Source organism: Streptomyces sp. NPDC003032 (genome assembly GCF_053591415.1).
Genome location: NZ_JBSFTT010000007.1, coordinates 70,912 through 97,131 on the forward strand (window position 1 = coordinate 70,912; position 26,220 = coordinate 97,131).

The 26,220-nt window shown below is 71.3% G+C and carries 16 protein-coding genes; 8 read left to right on the top strand and 8 right to left on the bottom strand.

Annotated features, from left to right (window positions below; translation table 11 throughout):
* Positions 1-3: 3 nt before the first annotated feature.
* The 4 genes from ACWDZ7_RS12185 to ACWDZ7_RS12200 form a co-directional block, all read right to left on the bottom strand.
* Entirely contained in the window at positions 4-7,566 is a 7,563-nt protein-coding gene (locus ACWDZ7_RS12185) for an SDR family NAD(P)-dependent oxidoreductase (protein WP_451796590.1), read from the bottom strand.
* 217 nt (positions 7,567-7,783) lie between these two features.
* Positions 7,784-9,007 carry a beta-ketoacyl-[acyl-carrier-protein] synthase family protein gene (locus ACWDZ7_RS12190; protein WP_451796591.1) on the bottom strand — a complete coding sequence of 408 codons (1,224 nt, stop codon included), beginning with the start codon at positions 9,005-9,007 and terminating at the stop codon, positions 7,784-7,786.
* Positions 9,004-9,261, bottom strand: coding sequence for an acyl carrier protein (locus ACWDZ7_RS12195; protein ID WP_451796592.1), 258 nt, complete (start codon positions 9,259-9,261; stop codon positions 9,004-9,006). The genes ACWDZ7_RS12190 and ACWDZ7_RS12195 overlap by 4 nt, the downstream gene beginning before the upstream one ends.
* 43 nt (positions 9,262-9,304) lie before the next feature.
* On the bottom strand, positions 9,305-10,192 hold the full coding sequence (locus ACWDZ7_RS12200; protein WP_451796593.1) for a 3-oxoacyl-ACP synthase III family protein: 888 nt from the start codon (positions 10,190-10,192) through the stop codon (positions 9,305-9,307).
* 391 nt (positions 10,193-10,583) lie between these two features.
* Here ACWDZ7_RS12200 and ACWDZ7_RS12205 point away from each other — a divergent pair, with 391 nt between their 5' ends.
* From ACWDZ7_RS12205 to ACWDZ7_RS12215, 3 genes are read left to right on the top strand one after another with little or no spacing between them, the layout of a single operon-like run.
* Positions 10,584-11,480 (top strand): SDR family oxidoreductase, encoded by an 897-nt coding sequence (locus ACWDZ7_RS12205; protein ID WP_451796594.1) that lies wholly within the window; start codon positions 10,584-10,586, stop codon positions 11,478-11,480.
* Between the two features lie 57 nt (positions 11,481-11,537).
* Positions 11,538-11,825, top strand: coding sequence for an acyl carrier protein (locus ACWDZ7_RS12210; RefSeq protein WP_451796595.1), 288 nt, complete (start codon positions 11,538-11,540; stop codon positions 11,823-11,825).
* On the top strand, positions 11,822-13,054 hold the full coding sequence (locus tag ACWDZ7_RS12215) for a beta-ketoacyl-[acyl-carrier-protein] synthase family protein (protein WP_451796596.1): 1,233 nt from the start codon (positions 11,822-11,824) through the stop codon (positions 13,052-13,054). The genes ACWDZ7_RS12210 and ACWDZ7_RS12215 overlap by 4 nt, the downstream gene beginning before the upstream one ends.
* Positions 13,055-13,067: 13 nt before the next feature.
* Here ACWDZ7_RS12215 and ACWDZ7_RS12220 read toward each other — a convergent pair whose 3' ends face one another.
* Positions 13,068-15,179, bottom strand: coding sequence for an MMPL family transporter (locus ACWDZ7_RS12220; RefSeq protein ID WP_451796597.1), 2,112 nt, complete (start codon positions 15,177-15,179; stop codon positions 13,068-13,070).
* Between the two features lie 432 nt (positions 15,180-15,611).
* Between ACWDZ7_RS12220 and ACWDZ7_RS12225 the strand changes: the two genes are divergently transcribed.
* Positions 15,612-17,114 (top strand): FAD/NAD(P)-binding protein, encoded by a 1,503-nt coding sequence (locus tag ACWDZ7_RS12225; protein WP_451796598.1) that lies wholly within the window; start codon positions 15,612-15,614, stop codon positions 17,112-17,114.
* Here ACWDZ7_RS12225 and ACWDZ7_RS12230 read toward each other — a convergent pair.
* On the bottom strand, positions 17,102-20,215 hold the full coding sequence (locus ACWDZ7_RS12230; RefSeq protein ID WP_451796599.1) for a bifunctional [glutamine synthetase] adenylyltransferase/[glutamine synthetase]-adenylyl-L-tyrosine phosphorylase: 3,114 nt from the start codon (positions 20,213-20,215) through the stop codon (positions 17,102-17,104). The two genes, ACWDZ7_RS12225 and ACWDZ7_RS12230, sit on opposite strands and share 13 nt — an antisense overlap.
* A gap of 99 nt (positions 20,216-20,314) precedes the next feature.
* On the opposite strand from ACWDZ7_RS12230, the gene ACWDZ7_RS12235 reads away from it, so the two are divergent.
* Entirely contained in the window at positions 20,315-20,746 is a 432-nt protein-coding gene (locus ACWDZ7_RS12235) for a VOC family protein (protein ID WP_451796600.1), read from the top strand.
* A 98-nt stretch (positions 20,747-20,844) separates the two neighbouring features.
* Here ACWDZ7_RS12235 and ACWDZ7_RS12240 read toward each other — a convergent pair whose 3' ends face one another.
* On the bottom strand, positions 20,845-22,206 hold the full coding sequence (locus tag ACWDZ7_RS12240; RefSeq protein WP_451514502.1) for a glutamine synthetase family protein: 1,362 nt from the start codon (positions 22,204-22,206) through the stop codon (positions 20,845-20,847).
* Between the two features lie 318 nt (positions 22,207-22,524).
* Here ACWDZ7_RS12240 and ACWDZ7_RS12245 point away from each other — a divergent pair, with 318 nt between their 5' ends.
* Together ACWDZ7_RS12245 and ACWDZ7_RS12250 are read left to right on the top strand one after the other, a co-directional pair.
* The gene (locus tag ACWDZ7_RS12245; protein WP_451796601.1) at positions 22,525-23,187 is read left to right on the top strand and encodes a DUF3105 domain-containing protein; all 663 of its coding nucleotides are present in this window, start codon (positions 22,525-22,527) and stop codon (positions 23,185-23,187) included.
* Positions 23,184-23,828, top strand: a complete 645-nt coding sequence (locus ACWDZ7_RS12250; protein WP_451796602.1) for a DUF305 domain-containing protein — start codon at positions 23,184-23,186, stop codon at positions 23,826-23,828. The genes ACWDZ7_RS12245 and ACWDZ7_RS12250 overlap by 4 nt, the downstream gene beginning before the upstream one ends.
* A gap of 176 nt (positions 23,829-24,004) precedes the next feature.
* On the opposite strand, the gene ACWDZ7_RS12255 is transcribed toward ACWDZ7_RS12250, so the two are convergent.
* Positions 24,005-25,006, bottom strand: a complete 1,002-nt coding sequence (locus ACWDZ7_RS12255) for a hydroxyacid dehydrogenase (RefSeq protein WP_451796782.1) — start codon at positions 25,004-25,006, stop codon at positions 24,005-24,007.
* Positions 25,007-25,358: 352 nt separating this feature from the next.
* Here ACWDZ7_RS12255 and ACWDZ7_RS12260 point away from each other — a divergent pair, with 352 nt between their 5' ends.
* A complete protein-coding gene (locus ACWDZ7_RS12260) occupies positions 25,359-26,213 on the top strand; it encodes an ABC transporter permease (RefSeq protein WP_451796783.1) in 855 nt (284 codons plus the stop codon).
* The last annotated feature ends 7 nt before the right edge of the window (positions 26,214-26,220 follow it).

Sequence of the window (26,220 nt, forward strand, 5' to 3'; positions counted from 1 at the left end):
CGTTCAGTCGTTGGTGGGAGTGGCGGCGGGCGTGTGCCCGAGGCGGGTCAGGGCGCGGCGGGCCAGGTCGGTCAGGCCGCCGGCGCCGATGATCTCCAGGGCCGGGAGTTCGCAGCCCAGGCGGCGCCGGATGGCCACGACCAGCTCGGCGGCCATGAGGGAGTCGAGCCCCAGCTGGTCGAGGGGGCGGTTGCGGTCCAGTCGGTCCGGGGATGTTTGCAGGACTTTGGCGGTCAGTACGACGACAGCTTCGGTGACAAGTTCCAGAGCCTGTTCGGGATCAGCCTGGGCCAGTTGCTCCCCCAGCGGCTCGCCGCCACCTGTGCTGTCCTGGTGGTCGCGGGCCGCGCGCGCCGCGAAGCGGGGACTGGCGAGGACTGACAGGCCCTGCCGCATCCGGGGCCAGTCGAACCGGCCGACGGCCGTGGCCTCGGCCCCCTCGGCCAGCAGAGCGTCGAGGGCGGTGCACGCTTCGTCAGCGGAAAAGGCGGTGAGTCCTCTGCGTTCCAGGCTGGTGGCCAGCCCTTCCGTACGATGCGCGAAGCCGGTGTCGCCCAGCGCGCCCCAGGCGATGGCCAGTCCGGGGTGTCCCGCACGGCGGCGACTGCGGCTGTGCGCCTCCAGAAAGAGGTTGGCGCCCCCATAGACGGCCTGCTGCCGGTTGCCGATGTGCGCGGCGATCGAGGAACAGGAGACGAAGAAGTCCAACGGCCGGTCGCGGAGATGCGTTTCCAGAAGGAGGGCTCCGTGCATCTTGGGGCCCAGCGCCGCACGGATGCGTTCCTGCCCTCCGGCCAGTTCGCACAGCGGTGCGTCGTCGTAGAGGGCGGCCGCGTGCACGATGCCCTTCAGTGGATGCCCGGTGGTGTCGATCGTCCGCAGGACGTGTTCGAGGGCACTGCTGTCGGTGAGGTCCGCCGAGTGGGCGACGGCGTGCGCGCCACTGTCGGCGAGCGCGTCGAGGAGTTCTCGGGCCCCAGGGGTCCCGGGACCGCGGCGGCCGAGGAGGGCGAGATGTCGGGCGCCGCGGGCCGCCAGGTGGCGGGCGACGGCGGCGCCGAGACCGGTCAGGCCGCCGGTGATCAGATAGGTGGCCTCTGGATCCAGGGGTCCCGGCCGAGGCTGATGTTCCACGGTGGGCGGTTCGTCGAAGGTGACGACGACCTTGCCGATGTGCCGGGAGTGCCGCAGTACCCGGAAGGCCTCGTCCACCTGGGCGGCCGAGTAGGCGCGGTGCGGCAGCGGGGTGCAGGCGCCGGTCTCGATGTCGTGCCAGAACTCCCGCAGACCGGCGGCGCGCAGCGAATGCTGAGCCAGCAGACGCAGCAGGTCCACACCGAAGAAGGCGGTGTTGTGCCGGAAGGCCCGCATCGCCAGGTGGCCGTCCGTGTGAATGTCCCGCTTGCCCAGTTCTACGAAGCGGCCGCCGTCGGCCAGAAGTTCCATGCTGCGGGCGAGCCCCTCACCGGCCAGTGAATTGAGGACGACGTCGACGCCGCGGCCGTTGGTCAGGGTCCGGACCTCGTCGGCGAAGCGCAGGCTGCGGGAGTCCAGCACATGGTCGGCGCCCAGCAGCCGCAGCAGGTCACGTTTGGCCGGAGTGCCCGCCGTGGCGAGCACCCTGGCTCCCCGTTCGCGGGCGAATCGCAGGGCCGCCAGGCCGACGCCACCCGCCGCGCCGTGCAGCAGCAGCGTCTCGCCGGGAGCCAGTCGGGCCACGTCATGCAGACTGTGCCGGACGGTCAGGGCGGCCACCGGCAAGGTGGCGGCCTCCTCAAAGCCCATTCCGTCAGGGATACGGCCCACCAGAGCGCGGTCCACCACCACGTGGGAGGCGAGGCATGCGGACGCCTCCGACATGGCGACCACCCGGTCTCCGGCCGTAAGGCCGGTGACGTCGCCACCGGTACGGATGACAGTGCCGGCGCACTCCAGTCCCAGTCCCGGCCCGGCCTCGGTGTCCGGCTCGGCCCCGGCGGGCAATAGTCCGGTGGCCAGCATGACGTCCCGGTAGTTCAGACCGGCGGCACGCACCTCGACGAGTACCTGATCGGGCCCCGGTGCCGGAAGCCGCTCCGGAACCCAGACCAGGCGGTGCTCCAGGCCGGGGTCACGGAGTTCCAGGCGGTAGGCGCCGTGTTCCGTACCCGCCGTGGCATCAGGTTCCCTGACCGGTCGCGTCCCGGCGGCTTCGCTCAACCGGGGTACGAACCGGCCCGCCCGGGTGAGGACGACCTCCAGCTCCTCGCTCGGGTCCAGCAGTTCCGCGCTCAGCCGATCGGCGTCGGCGAAGGGGTCTTCGCCAGGTTCGAGAGAGATGCATCGGACGGTGATGCCAGGGTGTTCGTTGCCCAGGCACCGGGCGGCGCCCCATGCCGCGGCGTCCCCCGGGTGGCTGGCGGAGTCTGGGGGCGGCGCGATGCCGCAGGGCCGGGTGACCAGCCACACGGACAGCGGCACGGCGGTGTCGTGGTCGAACGCGGAGGCGATGGCGGCGAAGACCGCGGTACGGCGGACCGCCAGGTCGATGGCTGTCTCCGGCCCGGCGACGGCCTGTTCCTCTTCACCCAGCACCAGGACGAGGTGAACCGGTGAGACCTGCCCGTGGAGCCACTCGGTCCAGTGGTCCGGGTCTGTGCTCGGGACGGAGCGGTGCACTTGATGCCGCTCGTCGGCGGCCAGGGCGGCGCACAGCGACTGGGGCAGCGGGGAGGCCGGGGTCTCTGCTGCCACGATCCACCGCACGTCTGCACCCGCGGTAGCCGGTCGCTGTTCGGCGGTGACGCGGTCGGGAGTGCTGCGGGGCGCATGGGTTACGGCTGCACGGCCCGCCAGCAGCAGAGAGGAAGTGCCTCCTTGATCGTCGGTCCTGCGGATGTCCTGGTAACCGCACTCCCTCAGCAGTGCGCTCCACGCGGGTGCACCCAGCAGCGGCGATTCGGGACGCCGGGAGTCGGTGGCGGTGGCGGACCAGAAGCTGTCCAGAAGGCCGAAGCAGAGCGCCAAGAGCGCGGTGTCGTGCTGTTCCAGGGCCATCAGCCGACCCCCCTCGGCCAGCAGCCATCCGACGTGCCCCAGGCTCATCCGCAGATCGGCGGTGGCATGCAGCACGTTGTGGGCGACGACCAGGTCGAAGGCGGCGCCGGTGAATCCCTGCTCGGCAGGGTGGCGGTCGAGATCGAGGCTGCGGCAGTCCAGGAACCGGTGGTCGGAGAAGCGGTCGCGCACACGAGGGAAGAACCCGGCCGAGACATCGGTGAACACGTACTGGGTCCGCTCCGGCGGCAGGATGTCCAGCAACTCCCGCGTAGCGCCCCCGGTGCCCCCGCCAACCTCCAGGACGCGCAGCGCCCGGTCGGCGGGCCAGTCGCGTACGGCGGCGGCGAGCGACTGCCGCAGGATCCGCAGTTGGTCCTGCTGGCCGGGGATCCGGCCGTACAACTCTTCCAGCAGGTGCCGGTCGGTTTCGCCGAACAGCAGATCGAGGGGGTCCTGCGCGCCGCGCAGCACCTCGCTCAGGTGCAGGCCGCACCGCCCGTAGAGAGCGAGGGCGCCCACGTACTGCGGCAGGGCGACGACTGCGGACCGGAACACCTCGTGCGGACGGGGGGTGTCGGTGAGCGACCAGGCGCCGGGCCGACCGGGAACGCGGCGAGCCAGCCCGTGTTCCTCCGACAGAGTCAACAGCAGCGCCGCGAGTTTCCGGTACGCGGGCCGCATGCCCGCCGCCACGAGACGGTCGGGGGCGTACTCGCCGCCGCAGTCGAACCGGGCGAGGGCCGCGGCCGCGAAGTGTGCGCTGACTTCCTTGCAGTACCGCCCGGCCGCGGCGGTGCCCGTGGCCGTGTGGGAGTCGGCGGCCGTCAACGTCACCGAGGCCGGGCGCTCGTCGGCGCGGGAGGGGAGATCGGATCCGTCCGACGGCAGGTGGAGGGAGAGGGCGAGGGGCGGGATGCGCGAGCCGGGGCGGGGGGCGGCGCGCAGCACGGTCTCGTAGCGTTCGACCGGCGTGCCGGTGCGTCCGCCGGCGAAACGGCGCAGTCGGCAGCCCTCCAGTTCGACCGTGACCCGCCCGTCCTCGTCCAGCACGGTCACGTCCCAGCAGACCGCATGTGCACCCGACTTCCGGGAACGCACGTGGACGAAACCAGTGGGAGTCGGGGACTCCCACATGCGCGCGGCCTCGATGAGAGCGGGCAGGTACGGCGCGGACGAGCCGGTGTCGGCGGGGAGCAGTGGGGCTCCGGCCTGCAGTGCGCCGTCCAGCAGGGCGGGGTGGGCGTGGAAGCCGTCGGAGGGCTGATCGAGGCGGTAGGCGGCGAGCACCTCGCCGTCACCCACGCGCAACTGGGTGAGCACCTGGAACGCCGGTCCGTACGGCAAACCGGTGGCCGCGGCCTGGGCGTAGTGGTCCTGTGCCGAATGCCGGCGTGGCAGTGCTTGGCCCAGGGCAACGGGATCGAGCGGGGCGGGGGCGGGGCGCAGCAGCCGCCGGGCGCGTCCCTTCGCGTGGGTGCGCCAGTCACCGCCCCCGCCGCTACGGCTGCTGACGGTCACCGTACGGTCGTCGGCCGACAGGGACACCTGCAAGAGAGTGTCCGGTTCCGCGTCCTCGTCCCGGGGCAGCGTGAGCGCCCGCGTGACAGCGAGGGCGGTGACCTCCACGGGCGTCACCTGATCGTGCTCCCGGGCGGCGGCGAAGGCCGCCTCCACATAGGCGGCGGCCGGCATCACGATGGCGCCGCCCACCGTGTGGTCGGCCAGCCACGGCAGCCGGGTGGTCGCCAGCGGGCAGGACCAGGTGGGTTCGGCCACCGCCATCCTGGTGCCGAGCAGCCGGTGCGCGGGGGCTTCGGCGTCCTCGCCACCGGTCCGGGCCCACCACTGAGGAGTTCCGTTCCAGTGCCGCTGCCGCTGCCACGGGTAGCCGGGCAGGTCGGTCACCTGCCCGGGGCGGGGGAAGTAGCTGTCCCAGTCCACCTGGGCGCCGCAGGCCAGCAGGTGGCCGACGGAACGACGCACGGCGGGGGTGCCCGCGTCGCCGTTCGAGCAGGTGCGCACGACGGTGGCCGGGACGGTCCTTTCGGCGGTCAGCCGCCGCAAGTAGGTGGCGAGTACCGGGTGCGGACCGATTTCGGCGAAGACGTCGCACCCGCTGTCGAGCAGGGCCCCGACGGCCTCGCTGAACAGCACGGGACGTCGCACATTGCGCCACCAGTAGGCCCCGTCCAGCTCCTCGCCGCCCAGGAGGCCGCCGGTCACCGTGGAGGCGAACGGAACGGCGGTGGCCGATGGGTCCAGCCCGGCGAGTGCGGTGAGCAGCGGTTGTTCGATCGGGTCCATCGCCCGGCTGTGGAAGGCGTAGGCCAGGTCCAGCGGGCGGAAGAACACGCCGTGGCCCTTGAGGTTCTTGCCGAGGGTTTCGAGGTCGGAAGCGGGCCCGGCGACGGTCACATCGCGCGGGCTGTTGACCGCGGCCAGTTCCACACTCCCGTTGAAGAGAGCCAGTTCGGCGCGGACGTCGTCCGCGGACAGCCCGACGGCCGCCATCCGTCCCCGGTCGGCGGTCGGCGCCTGTGCGTGGCTGCGGGCGGCCACCACCCGGGCGGCGTCCTCCAGGCTCAGGGCTCCGGCCGTATGGGCGGCGGCGATCTCACCGACGCTGTGACCGACCACGCCGGACGGCCGCACTCCGTAGTGGTCCAGCAGGGCGACCAGGCCCCTTTGCACGGCGAACAGCAGCGGCTGGGCGATTTCGGTGCGTTGCAGATCGGGGGGGAGTTCCTCGGCGGTGAGCCGTTCCCGGACCGACCAGCCCAGGTACGGGGCCAAGGCCGCGTCGGCTTCCTCGACCGCGGTGCGGAAGACCGGTTCCTGCGCCATGAGTTCGGTTCCCATGCCGGCCCACTGCGAGCCGTTGCCCGAGAAGACGAACCCCACTTTCCCCGACCGCGCGCCTTCGACGACGGGCGACTTGCTCAGCTGCCGGCTGCGGGCGAAGAGCCGCAGGGCGTCCGCCGCTTCATCGGGCGTCGTGGCCAGGACGGCGGCCCGCTTCTCATGACGGGTCCGGCGGCGGCAGGCGGTCCAGGCCAGGTCGTAGTAGTTCCGCGGTCCCGCATCGGACAACCGGTCAGCCATTCGCTCGGCGGCCTGGACCAGCCCCTCTTCCGTGCGTGCGGAGACCACCACCGGCAACAACCGGTTGCGGTCCCCCACCGGAGGCCGGGGAAGGGAGACAGGTGCCGCCGAGGTGAGGGCGACATGGGCGTTCGCGCCGCCGAAGCCGAAGGAGTTGACACCCACCACGGGGCGCGGGTGATCCGCGAGCGGTTCGGCGGCCATGGCCGGACGCAGGCGGCTGGAAGCGAAGTCGATGGCGGGGTTGAGGGGCTCGGCATGCAAGGTGGGCGGCACCCGCCGATGCCGGAGCACCAGCACCGCCTTGAGCAGCCCCGCGATGCCCGAAGCCGCCTCCAAGTGCCCGATGTTGGTCTTGACCGAGCCGACCGGCAAAGGTCCGACCGTGCGGTGGCTGCCCAGGGCCCGGCCGATCGCCCGGCACTCGATCGGGTCCCCCACGGGGGTTCCCGTTCCGTGCACCTCCAGGTAGGCCAGGTCGTCGGCGGTCACTTCGGCGCGGGCGTAGACCTGACGCAGCAGGGCCTCTTGCGCACTCTCGCTGGGGAGCGCCAGCGCGCTGGTGCGGCCGTCGCTGTTGACGCCCGTGGCCAGGATGGTGGCGTGCACCGTGTCGCCGTCGGCGAGGGCGTCCTTCAGGCGTTTGAGGAGGATGACGCCTCCGCCCTCGGCCCGGACGTAACCGTCCGCGTCTGCCGAGAACGTGCGGCACCGGCCGGTGGGGGACAGCATGGACGCGGCGGAGAAGCCGATGTAGGAGTACGGGCTGATCAGTACGTTGATTCCACCGGCCAGGGCTGTGCGGGACCGTCCGGCCCGCAGGTCCTCGCAGGCGCGGTGGACCGCGGTCAGCGCGGAGGAGCAAGCCGTGTCGACGGCCATGCTCGGCCCGTGCCAGTCCAGGGTGTAGGAGAGCCGGTTGGCGGTGTTCGTCGCCGCGCTGCCCGCCATCATGTAGGCGTTGATGCTGTCCGGGTCGCTCTGCTGCAGTTCGCCGTAGTCACGGCTGGACACCCCGATGTAGACACCGGTGTCCGAACCGGCCAGCGCTTCACGGGGTGTGCCGGCGTCGTCCAGCGCCTCGATCGCCATTTCCAGCAGGAGCCGTTGTTGCGGGTCCATCCGGGTCGCCTCGCGCGGCGAGATGCCGAAGAATTCCGCGTCGAACCCGGCGACGTCCGTGAGGAACCCTCCGGCGGCGGTGTAACTCCTGCCGGGCCGCCGAGGCTGCCCGCCGGTGAACCGCTCGGCATCGAATCGCTCGGCCGGCACCTCCCCCACCAGGTCCCGACCGTCCAGCAGGGCTTTCCAGAATTGCGGGAGGCTGTTGATACCGCCGGGAAATCTGCACGCGCCGCCCACGATCGCGAGGGGTTCACCGGACGGATTCGTCGCGTTGTCGGGAGAGCCGGTTTTGGGCAGCACAGAGCGCCTCCAGAGCGGAGCAGCATGGAATAGGGAGAGCGGGTGAGGGATCCCGCTAAAAGCGCCTCAAGCGCGGCGCGAATGAGTTCGACCAGTTTCGCGATAATGCGAAATGCCGGTGGGTTGCGATTTTATGACGGGTAGCGGTGAATGCTGCAACTCCAAGCCACCCATGAGGGTTTAGTGTGATATTCGGTGTGCGGGGGCGGTCTCGTTGTCAGGCGCGCCGGAAGGCCAGGACGGTGTTGTGGCCGCCGAAGCCGAAGGAATGACTGACTGCGGCGCCGACGGATTGTGTCCGGGCGGCACCGATGACCAGGTCGACGTCCATCGAGGGATCGGCGGCGGCGAGATTCGCGAGGGGCGGCGCCAGCGACCGCTCGATCGTCAGCACGGTCAGCGCGGCCTCGACGGCGCCGGCGGCACCGAGCGAATGCCCGAGGACGCCCTTGGCGGAGGTGACGCTCGGACCGTGCGGCAGCGTCCGGCCGATCACTCCGGCCTCCACGGCATCGTTGACGACGGTCGACGTGCCGTGGGCGTTGACATGGTCGACCTGCGACGCAGTGAGTCCCGCGCCGCGCAGCGCGAGCCCCAGTGCCTCCTGCGCGCCGCGCCCTTCCGGATGGGGCGCCGTCGGGTGGTGGGCGTCCGTGGCGGAGGCGCATCCGGCCATGACGGCCCGTGGGGTGGCTCCTCGGGCCCGGGCGTCCACCTCACGTTCGAGGACGAGGACGGCCGCCGCCTCGGAGAGGACGAACCCGTCGCGGTCGGCGGCGAAGGGGCGGGAAGCCGCCGCCGGGTCGTCGCGGCGTGAAGACAGTGCGCCCATTCGGTGGAAGCCTGCCACCACAGTGGTGCAGTTGACCGCTTCGGCGCCGCCCGCCAGAACGATGTCGCATGCGTCGGCCAGCAGGAGGGCGCGCCCCGTGGCGATGGCGTCGGCGCCCGAGGCGCACGCCGTCGCCGTGGCCATGCTCGGGCCGCGTGCCCCGAGGGCGAGAGCGATCTCGGCGGCCGGCCCGTTCACCATCATGCGCGGGATGAATACCGGCGAGATCTGCTCGACGCCGTGGTCCCTCAGGCCCAGGGCCGCCGCTTGCCAAGTGGCCGCACCACCAAAACTGCATCCCATGACGACGGCGACCCTCGGGCCGTCCCAGGCATCCGGGCGCAGAGCGGCGCTGTCCACCGCTTCCTGCGCGGCCGTCAGGGCGAGGATCACATGACGGTCGAGCCGCCAGGCTTTCCTCGCACCCAGCACACGCCGGGCGTCGAAGGGTGGTACGGAGCAGCAGAAGTCGACGGGGAGTCCCTGAAGGTCCGGGCTCGTGGCGGCGGTCGGCAGGCCCCTCACGACCGCCTCCCAGGTCTGCTCCGTGCCCACCCCCGCCGGGGTGACCAGGCCGATGCCCGTGACGACGGTCTCGGGTCGGCTCACGGGGCGCCGTGCCGTCGGGAGACGGTCATCCGGTCCTCCAGCACGGCGGCGAGCTGTCCCGTGGACATGGTCGCCGGAACGTCCGTGTCCTGGCACCGCACTCCCAGACGCTGACCCATGACCAGGGCGAGTTCCGCCCGCGCCAGACTGTCCAGTTCCATGTCGCGGAAGGTCGCCTGCGGTGTCACATGCTCCTCGGGCACCTCGAAGTGGGCCGTCAAAACGGTGAAGAGCGTTTCATACGGGGGCGTCACGAATGTTCTCTCTCTTTGATGGGAAAGCCGGATGAAAGCGGCCCTACAGCCGCACGAGCACGATGCCCAGACTGACGCCGCTGGCCGTGCCGATCAGCGGCACGACGTCTCCGGCGCCGACCCGTCCGGATCGCATGGCCGCGGCCAGTTGGAGCGGCAGCGTGGCGGAGGCGGTGTTGCCGTGTTCGGCGATGGTGGTGACGAGCCTTTCCTCCGGAACGCCGGAACGGCCGCAGAACACAGGGATCAGTGAGGTGGCCGCGAGGTGCACGCAGCACAGCGGCGCGTCCCGGGGGTGGTGGTCGACGCGGTCGTGCAGTTCGCTCACCACGGACGTGCTGAAGACGTCGAAGGCTTCCACGAGTTTCGCGGTGTTCGCTTCCAGCCGCGGCCGGCCGCCGCCCGCCTCGTCGAGCGGCAGCACCACGGACGGCCAGGCGGCGGAGTTCGAGAGGAACTCCGCCGCCAGGATGCCGGGTTCGGGAGAGGCTTCCAGGAGCATCGCGGCCCCGGCGTCCGACATGGTGTTCCCAGCGATCGCCTCGACGAATTCGCGGGGCCCGGCGATGTTCCTGCGGTTCAATCGGCTCACCTCCTCGCCGGTGCAGACGAGGACGGTTCGGTAGGCGCCGCACCGGATGAAGGCGTCGGCGACCTGCACCCCGTTGAGGAAACTGTTGCAGGCGTTCTTCACGTCCATGACCGGGCAGGCGGCACCCAGCTTGGCGGCGACGACGTGGGCGGTGGCCGGTTCGACCACGTCCGTACTGGCAGCCGCGAACACCAGCAGGTCGATGTCGCGCACGGATCTGCCCAGGTCGCCGAGCACGCGCTCGCAGGCCGCGACCGCGAGGTCGGATGCCCGCCAGCCTTCCGGCCGCACATGGCGGCGCTCGACGCCGGTGAGTCTCTGGATGAGCCCTCTCGGCACATCGAAATGTGGACTGTGTTCTGCGATGTCGTCTTCCAACTCGGCGGTCGAAAGGATCGTCCTGGGCAGGTATGCGTCAATGCCCGCCAACCGTGCGTACGTATGTCCCACGATTTCCCCATGATGGTTTTGCGGCGCCTCAGTACAGGCGGATTACCCATCTAAGCAGACTCCGGCGAGTATCCGACCAGTACGATAATCACACGAGCCTTAATGACCTTTCATGCCCAACGGCAGGCCGTGAACGCGGAAACGGCGCCCTTGCGTATCGCGCGGAAAATAACACGAACGGGTTTTCCGGGAATGCCCGCCGGACTCGCGCCGATAGTGTGCCGCTCATTCCCGGCAAGCATCCGCAGCGAAGCCGGAAACCCGATCGCAGGAGCCACACATGCGCACTGTCGTCGTCACCGGCGCGACCAGCGGTATCGGCATGGCCACCGCATGCGAGTTGGCTGCCGCCGGCTACGAGGTCATCGGTACCGCCCGCACCCCGGCCAAGGCGGACGCGCTCGCGGCGGCCGCCGAAGCACGGGGGTGTGCCCTGCGCACCGCCGTGCTGGATGTCACCGACAGCGATGCGTGCGACCGCGCCTTCGCCACCATCGCGGCGATGACGGACGGCGGCCCCTGGGCGCTGGTGAACAACGCCGGCGTGGCCTGTGCCGGAGCCCTGGAGGACGTCTCCGAGGAGGCGGCACGCGGCGCGCTGGAGACCAATCTGCTCGCCCCGGCCCGCCTCTCGCGCCTGGTCCTGCCGGCCATGCGGCGCCGGGGAGAAGGCCGCATCGTCAACATCACCTCCCTCGGCGGGCTGCTGGCCCTGCCCATGAACGGCTGGTACTGCGCGAGCAAGCACGGCTTGGAGGCGCTGACCGACGCGCTGCGGATGGAGACCGCCCGCTTCGGCATCCACGTCTCGCTGGTGGAACCCGGCTTCCACGACACCCCACTGGTGGCCGGGTCCGTGGCGGGGTTCCCTTCCCACGGCTCGTCCCCCTACGCCGACGGGTACGCCGCCGTCGAACGCCGTATCAGCGGGTTGAGCCCACTGCCCGGCCCGGAGAAGGTGGCGCACGTCATCCGGCGCGCGCTGTCGACGAGGTCTCCGCGTCGGCGTTACCCGGTCGGCAGGGAGGCCCTGATGACGCGGACCGCCGCCCTTCTCCCGGCGGCGGTCCGCGACCGAGTGCTCCGGACCGCCACCGGCCTCACCGCGGCGCAAAGGTCCGGCACAGCCGTCGGCCGCGACACGCCCTCCGCGGCCGGAACGCCGCCCCTGGCGTGAAACCCGTAACCCGCCACCACTCCGACTCCCACAGACTCCCGCCAGGAAGGCCCGAACATGAGCCCGCAGGATTGCCACAACGAACTCGTCACCCATCTGGAAACGCTGTTCCGCGTTCCGGCCGAGGCCGTCACACCCGACACCACCTTCGCCGACCTCGGCCTCGACTCCGTCGATGTCGTCGAACTGGCGGTCGCCGCAGGGGTCAACTCCGAAGCGGACCTGCTTGCCCACTCGCCCCGTTCCACCGTCGGGGAGATCACGGCCCGCCTGGCGGAAACCCGTGCCGTGGACGGACAGCCGCACAGCGGCAGCGGCCTGCCGGAAAGCCTCCCGGCGTCATGAGTACCCGCGCACCCGCCGTGGCCGTCACCGGCCTCGGCCTCATCACCCCCGCCGGTGTCGACCGGGACGCCACGTGGGCGGGTCTGTCCGCGGGCGTCCGGGTCGCGGCGAAGGACCCGGTGCTCGCCGGGCTTCCGGTCGACTTCTCCTGCGCCGTGCCCGAGTCCGCGGGCGTCGCGGCTCTCGTCCCCGGGCGCGCCCGGCGAATGGACCCCTATTCCCGGCTGGCGGTGCTTGCCGCCCGAGAAGCCGTCGCGGACGCGGGCCTGACACCGCGCGAGTGGCCCGCGGAGCGGGTGGGCGTCGTCCTGGGAGTCGGCAACAGTTCCATGCTGGCTTGGCCAAGTACCTTCGCCCACTTGACCGCAGGACGCCCTGAGCGGGTCGCGCCGACCGCCCTCCCCCGGTCCATGCCCAATACGCCGGTCGCCGAGGTCACGATCGACTTGGCGGCTCGCGGTCCCAGCTTCGCCGTCGCCGGAGCCTGCGCCTCCGGCGGCTACGCGATCGCGGTGGCGTCCGATCTGCTGCGCTCCGGCACCTGCGACATCGTGATCACCGGTGGGGCCGAGTCCGCCCGGTCCACCGCCGCCTCGGCCTGCCTGAGCCAGCTGACCGCTCTGTCGCGGCACCGCCACGACCCCGCGGGCGCGTCGCGCCCCTTCGATGCCCACCGGGACGGTTTCGTGCTCGGCGAGGGCGCGGGCATCCTGGTTCTGGAACGGCTGGAACAGGCCCGGGCGCGCCGGGTGACTCCGCGTGCCCTCCTTGCGGGGCACGGCTCTTCCTCGGACGCGCACCACTATGTGTCGCCCGACCCGCAGGGGGCCGGGGCCGAACGCGCCCTGCGCGCCGCGCTGTCCCACGCCGGGCTCACGGCCGACGACATCGACCATGTCAACGCCCACGCCACCTCCACACCCGTGGGGGACCTGGCCGAGGCACGAGCGCTGCGCCGGGTCTTCGGCGACTGCCCTCCCCCGGTCACCGCCGTGAAGAGCGTGATCGGGCACGCGCTCGGTGGCGCCGGCGGTATCGAAGCCGCCGTGACCGTCCTCTCCCTCCAGGAACAGGCCGTGCCCCCGACCGTGAACCTTGACCGGCTCGATCCCGAAGTGGACCTGGACATCATCCGGGACGAACGCCGTGCCGTGCGCATGCGGTCGGCGGTCAGCAACTCCTTCGGCTTCGGCGGCCACAACGTCGTGCTGGTCTTCAGCGCCGCGTGACCCTCTCCAACGCTCACTTGCGGTGAGGGCGGACACGGGCGGACAGTCCTGACGGCAACCGGGGCAGCCACCAGTTCGCGCGGCCGGTGAGCGTCATCACGGCAGGGACCAGGATGCCGCGCACCAGGGTGGCGTCGACCACAGTGGCCAGGGCCAGCCCGATTCCGATGACCTTCAGCGGTGTCAGACCGGAAGTCGCCAGGGCGCCCACGGCAGCCGCGAAGGTCAACGCGGCTGCCGTCACCAGGCGCCCGGTGCGCTGCACCCCCGTGGTCACGGCCCGCTCGGTGTCACCGAGCTCCGCGTACGCCTCGCAGATGCGCGACAACAGGAACATCTCGTAGTCCACCGACAAGGCGTAGGCGATGACCAGGACGAACACCACGATCGTTCCGTCCAGGTCACCGGTGACGGTGAAGCCGCCCACCAAGGCGCGCAGATGGCCGTCCTGGAAGACGAAGACCAGACATCCCATACAAGCGGCGAGGCTGATCGCGGCGACCACCACCGCCTTCACCGGGATCAACAGGCTGCGGGTGAACAGGGCCAGCAGCACGAAGGTGACGGATGCCACCAGCGTGCAGGCGCCGGGCAGCGCCTGGATCAGCGCCGCCCGGGTGTCGGCCGCGCGGGCCGCCTCGCCGGCCACCGGGCTGCGTCCGGCCGCAGGCAGGTCACGCAGCTCGCGGACCAGCTGCCGCGACACCGGTGTGGCAGGGCCGGTGCTGGAGAAGACCGTCAACAGCGGCCCGCCCGGGGCGAGGTGACGCCGCGCCTGCCGTTCGGGGAGCGGGCCGTGCTCACCTTGTCGGTAGGAGCCGGTGGCGGTACGCACCTCGGCGACGCCCGGCAGAGCCGCGGCCCTGCGGGCGTACACATCGAGATCGTGGGCGCCGGTGTCCCGCGGCAGGCCGACGGTCAACCGCCGGTCCGGGGGATGCGGGAAGTCCTGGGCGATGGCCCGTGCCACGGCGTGCGGTTCACTGTGTGCGGGCAGCGTCCGGGCATCGCTGAGGGCGAAGGAGGCATGCGCGAACGGGACGACGCATACTCCGAGCAGCGCGACGGCCCCCACGGCCCAGGCAAGCGGACGACGGCAGACCGTGCGGGCCACCCGCCGCCACAGCATTCCCTCCCCGGCCGGGCCGGCCGCGCCGCGCAGCCGCAGGTGCGTGAAGAGGTCGAAGCGGTCCAGGTACGGGGCCAGCACAGTCAGCAGGGCGGGCACGACAAGCACAGTGGAGGCGGCCGACAGCACCACCACGCTGATACCCGCCCAGGCAATGGAATGCAAGAAGCCGAAGGGGAAGAGGAAGAGGGAGCACAGCGACAGAGCCACTACACCGGCGGAGGCCAGAACGGTGCGTCCTGCGGCGGCCGTTCCGTGAACGATGGCCTGTGGCGTGGCAAGACCGGTGGCCTGCTCCTCACGGAACCGGGCGACCGCGAACAAGGCGTAGTCCACGGCGAGCCCGAAACCCAGGGCGGTGGTGATGTTGGCAGCGTAGACAGAGACCTCCGTCACGGAGGTGAGCAGACGCAGTACCGCCAGTGTTCCGGCCACCGCGACGGCGCCTGTCAGCACCGGGATCACGGCTGCTGCCAGAGAGCGGAAGACGAACAGCAAGATGGCGGCCGCCAACGGTACGGCGAACAGCTCGGCCCGCAGCAGATCCCCTCGGCTCTGGCGCATGACCTCGGTACTCACCCAAGCCGGTCCGGTGGCCGAAACGGTCAACGGGCCGCTGCGGCCCGTCACTTGCGGCACCAGGGTCTCGGCGGTGCGGCACGCCTGCGCCTCGTCCTCTCCCAGGTCGACTGTCATCAGGGCCGCGCTTCCGTCCCGCGACCGCAGAGAGGCGTCCCCGGTGTTCCAGTACGAGGTCGTGGAGACCACCCCGGGGAACCGTGTGACGCGGCGCTCCAGAACGCGGCTCTGCTCGGCCACCGGCCCGCTGCCGAGTCCGCCTGAGGCATCGGTGCGCACCAGCAGCACCAAGTCCGCGGTTCCGCCCGCATGGTGACGCGAGGCGAGAATGCGGTTGTCCCGCTCGGAAGCCGAACCTGTCGGTACCAGACCGCTGTTGGTGAGCCGGTCCAGTCCGCCGACGCCGACAGCCGCCATCAGGAGGACCGACACCGCTGTGGCGGCGAGCAGGTGACGAGCTCTGTGAACGCACCAATGAGTCAGCGCCAGAGGGGATGCCTTCCGCACGGGTGTCCGCTCGGCCGCCCGCCGGCGATGTGGTCGCAAGAGTGCCAAGACCATGTGCCCTCCGGCCGGACGGAGTCCGGCCGACAGACCGGCGTACCGTGCTCCAACTGTCGCGTCCAGCAACCGCCGTGCCGCGGCCAAGGACACGCCGATGAACCACATGTCCCCCATAGTGATGAGCGGAGAAGCCTTCCAGACGATGGTCGACTTATCGTGGTCGCCGCCGTCACCCGCCGGGCCGCAGCCGGCGGATCTCGGCCGCCCCGTGACAGGAGCGGACCGCGCCTGCCCTGCGGCGGGAGACGGCCGGTCATCACACCCCACGACCAGGTCAGGGATGCCATGCAACGCATCGTCGTCATCGGCGCGGGCCCCGCGGGCGCTTCCCTGGTGGAGAGCCTCGCCGCCCGGCTGCGGGAGCCGTGCGCTCTCACGGTGGTGGACGGCACCAGGCACCTGTGGCGGGGACGGGCCTACCAGCGGGACGACACGCGGGTACTGACGAACATCCCCGCCGCGCACATGTCCGTCCGCGAGGACGACCCCTCACACGCTGAACGCTGGCTGGCATCCCAGCACCCGGGTGCGACGGACGCCGACGGGCTCACCGCCCGCACCCACTACGGCGCCTACCTGGAGAACACCCTTCGGGATACCTGGCAGCGGCTGGCCCGTCGCGGCTGGCGACTACGTCTCGTACGCGAGCACGCGAGCCGCGTGTCATGGAACGGTACGCATCTCACCGTATCCACGGCACCAGGCGCCCTGGTGTGCGAACCCGCCGAACACGTGGTGCTGTGCACCGGTCCTCTCGCACCGGCCGACCCGTACCGTCTGTCCGGCACCCCGGACTATGCCGCCGAGCCCTTCCCCCTCGGCCGTAAGCGTGTGCCGCCCGGCTGCCGCGTAGGCGTCATCGGTGCCGGGCTGACCGCCGTGGACATCGTGGCCTGGCTCACCGCACATGGCCATCACGGACCCATTCGCCTCTTCTCACGCAGCGGACTGCTGCCCGCGGTCCGCAAGCGCCCCGCCGACCACCAACTGCGGCATCTGACCTTGGCTCGCCTCGATGCCCTGGCCGGTTCCGAGGGAACGGTCTCCGAGCGCCGTCTCATGTCACTGCTCCAGGCGGAGCTGACCGCGGCGGGGGTGGACCAGGCGCGCTTGGTCCGCGAGTTCCTCGCCCCCGGACCCCCTGCCGACCGGCTGCGCCGCCAACTGGCGGCTGCCGACGAGGACGGGGACCGGGGCGAAGCCGTGCTGCACAAGGCATTGCCGCGCATCGCCGGCCATGCCTGGAACCTGCTTCCCGACGCCGAGAAGGCGGCCCTGTGGCAGCGCCACCACCGCGCCATCACCAGTCTGTGCTGCCCAATGCCCCGCCACCGGGGCCAACTACTGCTGCGTCTGCTCGATAGGGGCCAGCTGCAGCTGGCCGATGGAGTCACGCGCGTCGAGCCCGGACCGGCAGGAGGCTTCACCGTCCGCGCCCGGTCCGCGCGCGTGAGCGTGGACGTGCTGTTCAACGCCGTCGGCCCGGCGACGCATCGGCCGCCACTCCCGGCGGAGCGAGGCGTCGAAACCCAGTTGGCCAGGGACTTCTCCGCTGGGCACCCGCTCGGCGGCCTGCGCACCGACCCGCGTACACACCAGGTGGAGGGCGTTCCGGGCCTCTATGCCCTGGGGCATCCCACACGCGGGGCGGTGATGTTCCACTTCGGCATGCCCAGCCTGGTCCACCAGAGCGGCTTGATCGCCCGGTGTATCGATCACCACGTCGCGCGGTCAAAGGCGCGAGCAACAATCCGGACGCCCGTGCGTCCGGCGCCCTACCCCCCGTAGAACCGCTCCTCCACCACCGCCCGCGCCCGCCGCGTAATCCGCCGATAATCATCCAGCATGTCCCCGACGTGCCCCGCGTCATATCCCAAGTACCGGCCCACCGCGGCCAGTTCACGACCCCCGGAGGGAAACGTGTCGCCCGCCCGGCCGCGTACCAGCATCACCGCGTTGCGGACGCGCGTCGCCAGGACCCATGCCTCGTCGAGGGTCGCCGCGTCCTCGGCCGGGATCAGGTCCGCCTCGCGGGCCGCGGCCAGGGCCGCGCGGGTGCGGGTCGTGCGCAGGGCCGGCACCGTTCCGCCGTGTTCCAGCTGCATGAGCTGTACGGTCCATTCGACGTCGGAGAGGCCGCCGCGGCCCAGCTTGGCGTGGAGCGTCGGGTCGGCGCCGCGCGGCATCCGCTCCGCCTCCATGCGGGCCTTCAGGCGGCGGATCTCGCGGACCGCGTCCTCGCCCAGCCCCTGCGCCGGATAGCGCAGCGGGGCGATCAGGTCGATGAAGGCGCGGCCCAGCTCCTCGTCGCCCGCGACCGGTTCCGCCCGCAGCAGCGCCTGGGACTCCCAGCCGAGGGACCAGCGGCGGTAGTACGCCTCGTACGATCCCAGCGTACGGACCAGCGGGCCGCTTCTGCCCTCCGGGCGCAGGTCGGCGTCGATCAGCAACGGCGGGTCGGCCGAGGGGAGTTGGAGGAGTCGGCGCATCTCCGAGACGATCTTCGCGGCCGCCTTCGCCGCCTCCTGCTCGTCGGCGCCCTCGCGCGGCTCGTGCACGAAGAGGACGTCCGCGTCGGAGCCGTAACCCAGCTCGTGGCCGCCGAAGCGGCCCATGCCGATGACCGCGAAGCGGGTCGGCAGCGTGTCGCCCCAGCCGTCGCGGACGACCGCGCGCAGGGTGCCCGCGATCGTGGCGGCCGTCAGGTCGGAGATCGCGTCGCCCACCCGGTCCACGAGCGCGCCGGGGTCGGCCTCGGCGGGCCGTTCCTCCGTCCCGTACGAGCCGATGATGTCGCCCGCGGCCGTGCGGAACAGCTCACGGCGGCGCACGCCGCGCGCCGCCGCCACCGCCTGCTCCGCCCCGTCCGCGCGGCGCACCGCCGCCAGGGTCTCCTGTTCCAGCTGGGCGCGGCCGCGCGGCACGAGGCCCCGCTCGTCGCCGAGGAGGGCGACCGCCTCGGGGGCGCGCAGGAGCAGGTCGGGGGCGAGGCGTCCGGCGGAGAGGACCCGGGCGAGGTTCTCGGCCGCGGCGCCCTCGTCGCGCAGCAGCCGCAGATACCAGGGGGTCTTGCCGAGCGCGTCGGAGACCTTGCGGAAGTTCAGCAGGCCCGCGTCCGGATCCGCCGAGTCCGCGAACCAGCCGAGCAGGACGGGCAGCAGCGTGCGCTGGATGGCGGCCTTGCGGGACACGCCCGAGGCGAGCGCCTCCAGGTGGCGCAGGGCGCCGCTCGGGTCCGCGTAGCCGAGCGCGACCAGCCTCTCGCGAGCCGCCTCCGCACTCAATCGCGCCTCGCCGGGGGCAAGTTGGGCTACCGCGTCGAGCAGCGGGCGGTAGAACAGCTTCTCGTGCAGCCTGCGTACCACGGAGGTGTGCCGCTTCCAGGCGCGGTGCAGCTCGGTGATCGGCTCGGTGCGCATCCCCAGGGAGCGGCCGATGCGGCGCAGGTCCGCGTCGCCCTCCGGCACCAGGTGCGTGCGGCGCAGCTTGTACAGCTGGATGCGGTGCTCCAGGGAGCGCAGGAAGCGGTACGCGTCGTCGAGCTGGGCGGCGTCCACCCGCCCCACGTAGCCGCCCGCGCCGAGCGCGTCCAGGGCCGCGAGCGTCGTCCCGCTGCGGATCGAGCGGTCGCTGCGGCCGTGCACCAACTGGAGCATCTGTACGGCGAATTCGACATCCCGCAGCCCGCCGGGACCGAGCTTCAGCTCCCGCTCCACCTCGCCCGCGGGGATGTTCTCGACGACCCTGCGGCGCATCTTCTGCACGTCGGAAACGAAGTTCTCACGCTCGGCGGCGTGCCAGACCAGCGGCGCGAGCGTGGCGACGTACTCCTCGCCCAGCGCGAGGTCGCCCGCGACCGGGCGGGCCTTGAGCAGCGCCTGGAACTCCCAGGTCTTCGCCCAGCGTTGGTAGTACGCGAGGTGGCTGGAGAGGGTCCGCACCAGCGGGCCGTTCCTGCCCTCGGGGCGGAGGTTGGCGTCGACGGGCCAGATGGTGCCCTCGACGTTCGTCTCGGAGCAGATCCGCATCATGTGCGAGGCGAGCCGGGTCGCGGCCCGCAGCGCCTCATCCTCGCCGTCGGCGGCGCCGGCGCCGCTGGTGGCTTTGCCGGTGCCGCTGGTGGCTTTGCCGGTGCCGTCGGCGGCCTCGGCGGCGCCGTCGGCGGCCTCCGCGGCTTCCCCGGCCTCCGTCGCCTCCGCCGCCTCCGCCGCCTCCGCGACGAAGATGACATCGACGTCGGAGATGTAATTCAGCTCGTGGCCACCGCACTTGCCCATCGCGATGACCGCGAGCCTGCACCGCGCGGCGTCGTCGGGGGCCGCCGCGCAGGCCATGGCGAGCGCGGCGCGCAGCGTCGCCGTCGCGAGGTCCGCCAGCTCGGCCGCCGCCTCGGCGACATCGGTGGTGCCGCACACGTCACGGGCCGCGATGGCCAGCAGGCAGCGGCGGTAGGCGACCCGCAGCGAGACGGGGTCGGTGGCGTCGGCCAGGCCGCGCTCGAAGTCCGCGACGCCCGGGTGCAGATCGGCCGACTCGTACGTGGCCAGGGCCCGCCAGTCGCGCGGGTGCCGGGCGAGGTGGTCGGCGAGGGCCTCGGAGGCTCCGAGCACACCGAGCAGGCGGTCGCGCAGCGGCTTGGCCGTGACCAGGGTGTCGAGCAGCTCGCGCCGGCCGTTCCCGTCCTCCTGCGCCTCCACGAGACGCACCAGGCCGAGCAGCGCCAGGTCGGGGTCGGCGGTGGCGCCCAGCGCGTCCAGGAGCAGCGGGTCGGAGCGGACGGCGCTCAGCTCCGGGGCGTCCAGGAACCGCTCCGCCGCGGACGGATCGGTGAAACCGTGCCGCAACAGCCGCGTGAACGTACTGCTTCTGCGCCCTTGCGGCACCGTCATTGTCTCGCGCCTCCGTTCGATCACTCCCGGCCCCGAGCCTACGGCCTGACCGACGCGTTCCGCCCGCGTGACCCCGCCCCACCTGATGTACTGCGGCCCATGGAATACACCCTTGAAGTGATCCCGCTGCCCGTGAGCGACATCGACAGATCCAAGGAGTTCTACCGTGACAAGCTCGGCTTCCACGTCGACATCGACACGGAGGTCATGCCGGGCATGCGCATCGTCCAGCTGACCCCGCCCGGCTCCGGCTGTTCCATCGCCCTCGCCGACACGCTCTGGGACACGATGGACGGGCCGACGCCGGCCGCGGGCTCCTACCAGGGCCTCCAGCTGTGCGTCGCCGACGCGAAGGCGGCCCACGCCGAGCTGGTCGCCCGCGGCCTGGACGTCACCGAGCCGGTGCAGCACGCGCCGCAGGACGGCGGCACGTTCATGTACTTCAAGGACCCGGACGGCAACGGCTGGGCGATTCAGGAGTACCGGGTGCGGGCGACCACGTCCCTGCGGGACGCGATCGTGCCCCGTTAGGGGCGCGCGCGGACGCGTCTGCCGAGTTACTGAGCAGACGCGTCCGCAGCTCTGCTGTGGTTGCTCGCACAGTTCCCCGCGTCCCTGAAGGGGCGCCGCTACAGCACCGGCAGGTTCTTCCGCAGTTCGAAGGCCGTGACCTCGCTGCGGTACTCCTCCCACTCCTGCTTCTTGTTCCGCAGGAAGAAGTCATAGACGTGCTCGCCGAGCGTCTCGGCGACCAGCTCCGACTTCTCCATGAGCGCGATCGCCTCGCCGAGGTTCTGCGGGAGCGGCTCGATCCCCATCGCGCGGCGCTCGGCGTCGGAGAGCGCCCACACGTCGTCGTCGGCGCCCGGCGGAAGCTCGTAACCCTCCTCGATGCCCTTGAGACCGGCGGCGAGCAGCACCGCGTACGTCAGGTAGGGGTTGGCGCCCGAGTCGATCGAGCGCACCTCGACGCGCGCCGAGCCGGTCTTGCCCGGCTTGTACATGGGCACGCGGATCAGCGCCGAGCGGTTGTTGTGGCCCCAGCAGATGTACGAGGGTGCCTCGCCGCCCGCGCCGGCCGTGCGCTCGGAGCCGCCCCAGATGCGCTTGTAGGAGTTCACCCACTGGTTGGTGACGGCCGAGATCTCCGCGGCGTGCGTGAGCAGGCCCGCGATGAAGGAGCGGCCGACCTTGGAGAGCTGGTACTCGGCGCCCGACTCGTAGAACGCGTTGCGGTCGCCCTCGAAGAGGGAGAGGTGCGTGTGCATGCCCGAGCCGGGGTGTTCGGAGAACGGTTTCGGCATGAACGTCGCCTGGACGCCCTGCTCCAGGGCGACCTGCTTCATGACCAGGCGGAACGTCATGATGTTGTCCGCCGTGGAGAGCGCGTCCGCGTAGCGCAGATCGATCTCCTGCTGGCCGGGGGCGCCCTCGTGGTGGCTGAACTCGACCGAGATGCCCATGGATTCGAGCATGGTGATGGCCTGGCGGCGGAAGTCCATGCCCACGTTCTGCGGGGTGTGGTCGAAGTAGCCGGAGTTGTCGGCGGGCGTGGGCCGCGAGCCGTCCAGCGGCTTGTCCTTCAGGAGGAAGAACTCGATCTCGGGGTGGGTGTAGAAGGTGAAGCCGAGGTCGGAGGTCTTCGCCAGGGCCCTCTTCAGTACGTAGCGGGGGTCCGCGAAGGACGGGGAGCCGTCCGGCATCAGGATGTCGCAGAACATGCGGGCCGTGCCCGGGGCCTCCGCGCGCCAGGGCAGTACCTGGAAGGTGGAGGGGTCCGGCTTGGCGATCATGTCCGACTCGTACACCCGGGCGAATCCTTCGATCGCCGAGCCGTCGAAGCCGATGCCCTCGTCGAATGCCTGTTCCAGCTCGGCCGGGGCCACGGCCACCGACTTCAGGAAGCCGAGGACATCCGTGAACCACAGGCGTACGAACCGGATGTCGCGCTCCTCCAACGTACGGAGCACGAATTCCTGCTGCTTGTCCATCTTCCGCTTCCACCCATCCTTGCTGGTCAGGCCACCTGCTCCCGCGCCACGGGACAGCTTGGGCCGCCTCGGGCTCACGAGCATCCCATCACCCGGTTTCGAACGCGTTGCGGACCCCGTGACACCGGGTTCCGAGCCGTGCCGGGTTCCGAGCCGTGCCGCGTACCGCTCTGTGCCCATAGTGCCTGCTGATCGGCTCCTCCGTAACAGCGGGCCGTTGCGGGGACTGGAAGACGCCCTGTGGTCCGGGCCGTCCTCGCCTTACGATCAGCGGACTCGTTCGTCGTCCCGTACGTCCCATTCGTAGAAGGACACATCATGGGTTCCGCCGAGAACACGAGCAACGCGTCCCGCAAGGCCCGGATAGAGGAGATGCGCCAGGCCCAGCGCGCCCGGGAACGCCGGGGCCGCGTCCTGACCGTCACGGCCGGCGCGGTAGTCGTCGCGGCGCTCGGCGTGGGCGGCTTCGTCCTCTTCTCCAAGGCCTCGGACGACTCCTCCGACGCGAAGGCGGGCTCGGGAGCCCGGCCCAAGTACAAGGTGGCCGAGGACGGCGAGAAGGTCTGGGGCAAGCTCGGGCGTACGCACGTCGCCAAGAAGGTCGACTACCCGATGACTCCCCCGGTGGGCGGCGACCACGACCAGGCCTGGATGAACTGCAACGGCGACGTCTACGAGAAGGAACTCCCGGAGGTGAACGCCGTGCACTCCTTGGAGCACGGCGCCGTCTGGGTCACGTACAACGACAAGGCGGACCCCGCCGACCTGAAGAAGCTCGCGGCGAAGGTCAAGGCGACGCCGTACTCGCTGATGAGCCCCGTCAAGGACCAGAAGGACCCCGTCATGCTGACGGCGTGGGCGCACCAGCGGACGGTGACCGGCGCGGACGACCCGAAGGTCAAGGAGTTCTTCGCCAAGTACGTCCAGGGCAAGCAGACCCCTGAGCCCGGCGCCGCGTGCACCAGCGGACTGGCCCGGTGAGGGTTCCGACCGGTCGGCGCCGCACGGACTGGGCCGTCGGCTCCCTCGCGGCGGCCGTCGTCGTCGCGGGCGGCATCACGGCGGCGGTCGCCGCCACGGACTCCGGCTCGGGGGCCGCCGGCACACCGGCGAACTCGTCGGCCGACGCGGGGTTCGCCCGCGACATGGCCGTCCACCACCAGCAGGCCGTCGAGATGTCGTACATCGTGCGGGACCGGACCGACGACGAGGACGTGCGGCGGCTCGCGTACGACATCGCCCAGACGCAGGCCAGCCAGCGGGGCATGCTGCTGGGCTGGCTGGACCTGTGGGAGCTGCCGAAGGTGCCCGACGGGGCGCCGATGGAGTGGATGGGCATGGGCGGCCTACCGCCGGGCGAGGACGGCGCGCTGATGCCGGGAATGGCGACGAACACGGAGCTGGCGCGGCTGGGGAAGCTGGAGGGACGGGAGGCGGAGGTGCTGTATCTGCGGTTGATGACGCGGCACCACCGGGGTGGGGCGCATATGGCGGAGGGTTGTGTGAAGCGGTGCGAGGTGCCTGTGGAGCGGAGGCTGGCCCGGGGCATGGCCGAGTCGCAGTCCTCGGAGATCTCGCTGATGGAGAGGCTGCTGAAGGCCCGCGGTGCGGGCAGGCCGTGACGACGGCGTGCCCGCCGTCCTCCATCAGGGCCGCTTCACCGGCCGCCCCAGCAGGCTGGACATCACCGCGTACGGGTGGGCGGCGCGGTCGCCTTCGTAGGGGAGGGCCGCCTCCACGAGGCTCCGCCTGATGAACCGGTACGGCGTGCTGCCGGCCCGGACCCGAACGGAAGGGTCTAGGCCAGGCGGGCGAGGTCCGCGCGGACGAGGCGGCCGCGGAGGGGTGCTCCGGCGACGTACCGTTCGACCTCGGCGACCGCGTACGCGCCGAGCCGCCGCACCTCGTCCCCCTGCGCCCCCGCGATGTGCGGGGTGACGAGCACGTTCGGGAGGTGCAGCAGCGGGTGGTCCGCGGGCAGCGGTTCGGGGTCCGTGACGTCCAGAAACGCGTCCAGGCGGCCCGTGCCGCACTCCCGCGCCAGCGCCTCCGTGTCGACCAGTGGGCCCCGGGCCGTGTTGATGACGGAGCCGCCGTCCGGGATCAGTCTCAACATGGCCTCGCTCAGGAGACCGCGGGTCTCCGGGAGCTGGGGCGCGTGCACCGTGACGATGCTGCTGCGGGCGCACAGTTCGGGGAGAGCGACCAGTTCCACACCGAGCGACTCGGCCTCGGCGGACGTCACATAGGGGTCCGTGAGCAGCACGCGGTACCCCGCGTCGGAGGCCCGCAGAGCGGCGATCACGCGGCGCCCGATGCGGGACGCCCCGATGACGCCGATGGTGCGCGCGTCACCCCCGGCGCGCTCGGTGAACGACGGCCACCCGGCCGCGTACCCCGCGGCGGTCCGCAGCGCCCCCTTCGCCGCGAACGTGATCGCCGCCAGGGTGAACGACACGACCGGGCCCGCGTTGGCGTCCGCCGCCGAGGAGACGGCGATGCCCCGCTCCCACACCGCCTCCGTCACCATCGTCTTGACCGAGCCCGCCGCGTGGATGACCGCCCGCAGACGGGGCGCGTGGGCAAGGACCTCAGATGTGAGCGGTGGGCACCCCCAGCCCGTGATCAGCACTTCCGTCGAGGCGAGGGCCGCCCGTGACGCCGCGCTGGTGAGCGGTCCGGACAGGACTGAGGGGGCCAACTGCGCGCAGGCGGCGAGCCGTTCGCGCAGATCCGGCGTGAAGACGCGGTCCGCGACCTCGGCGTCCATCGCCAGGGCCGCCATCGGCAGGGCCGCCATGGGTGGCCCACCGGCCCGCCCCGCCTGCTGTGTCCGGTCTGTCTGATCTGCCACGCGTGACCGTCCCTCGTAGTAACCGGTTACTCACCAGCGTCTGGAGGCTAGGACCTCTGGGGTCGGGGGTCAAGAGATCGCCCGGCCAAGGGGGTTGACCAAGGACAGTAACCGCTTTAGATTCCGGGCACCTTATTCCGACGACGGAGGGGCTGCCGTGCCGACGGTGACGAAGGACCGGGCGGAAACCGAGGCGGTGAAGCCGCCCGACAGGCGCGATAGCGGGTCAAGTGGCGGGAAATCGGGGCGCGACACACTGTGGAAACGGTTTCAGCGCACCCGCTTCCTGGTCCTGCTCATGGCGCCGGGGCTGGTGTACTTCCTGGTCTTCCACTACGGCGCCTTCATCGCCAACGCGGTGGCCTTCAAGGAGTACGTCCCCTTCGACGGCCTGTGGGCAAGCCCCTGGGTCGGCACCGCGAATTTCGAGCGCATGTTCGGCGACCGGGACTTCTGGCACGCGACGTGGAACACCTTGTTCATCGCGGTGCTCCAGCTCGTCTTCTTCTTCCCGGCGCCGCTCGCCATCGCCCTGCTCCTGCACAGCCTGACCTCGGACCTGCTGCGCCGCTTCACACAGTCCGTGATCTATCTGCCGCACTTCCTGTCGTGGGTCGTCGTGGTCGCTCTCTTCCAGCAAGTGCTGGGTGACACAGGCCTGTTGAACACGACCCTCAGCGACTCCGGACTGCACACCGTCGACATCATCGGCAACCCGGACGCGTACAAGCCGCTCGTCGTGATCGAGGTGATCTGGAAGGACGCCGGCTGGGGGACGATCATCTTCCTCGCCGCGCTGATGCAGGTCGACGAACAGCTGTACGAGGCGTCGGCCATCGACGGGGCCGGGCCCTGGCGGCGCTTCTGGCACGTCACACTGCCCAGCATCCGGCCCATCATCATCCTGCTGCTGATCATGCGGCTCGGCGACATCCTCTCCGTCGGCTTCGAACAGATGCTGCTGCAACGGCAGTCGGTCGGCCCGGAGGTCGGCGAAGTCCTGGACACCTTCGTCTTCTGGCAGGGCATCGTCGGCGGCGACACCGGATACGCGGCGGCCGCCGGTCTCTTCAAGGGCGTCGTCGGCGCGGCGCTCGTCTACACCGCCAACCGGGTCGCCCACCGGCTCGGCGAGCAGGGGGTCTACAAGTGAGTGCCGG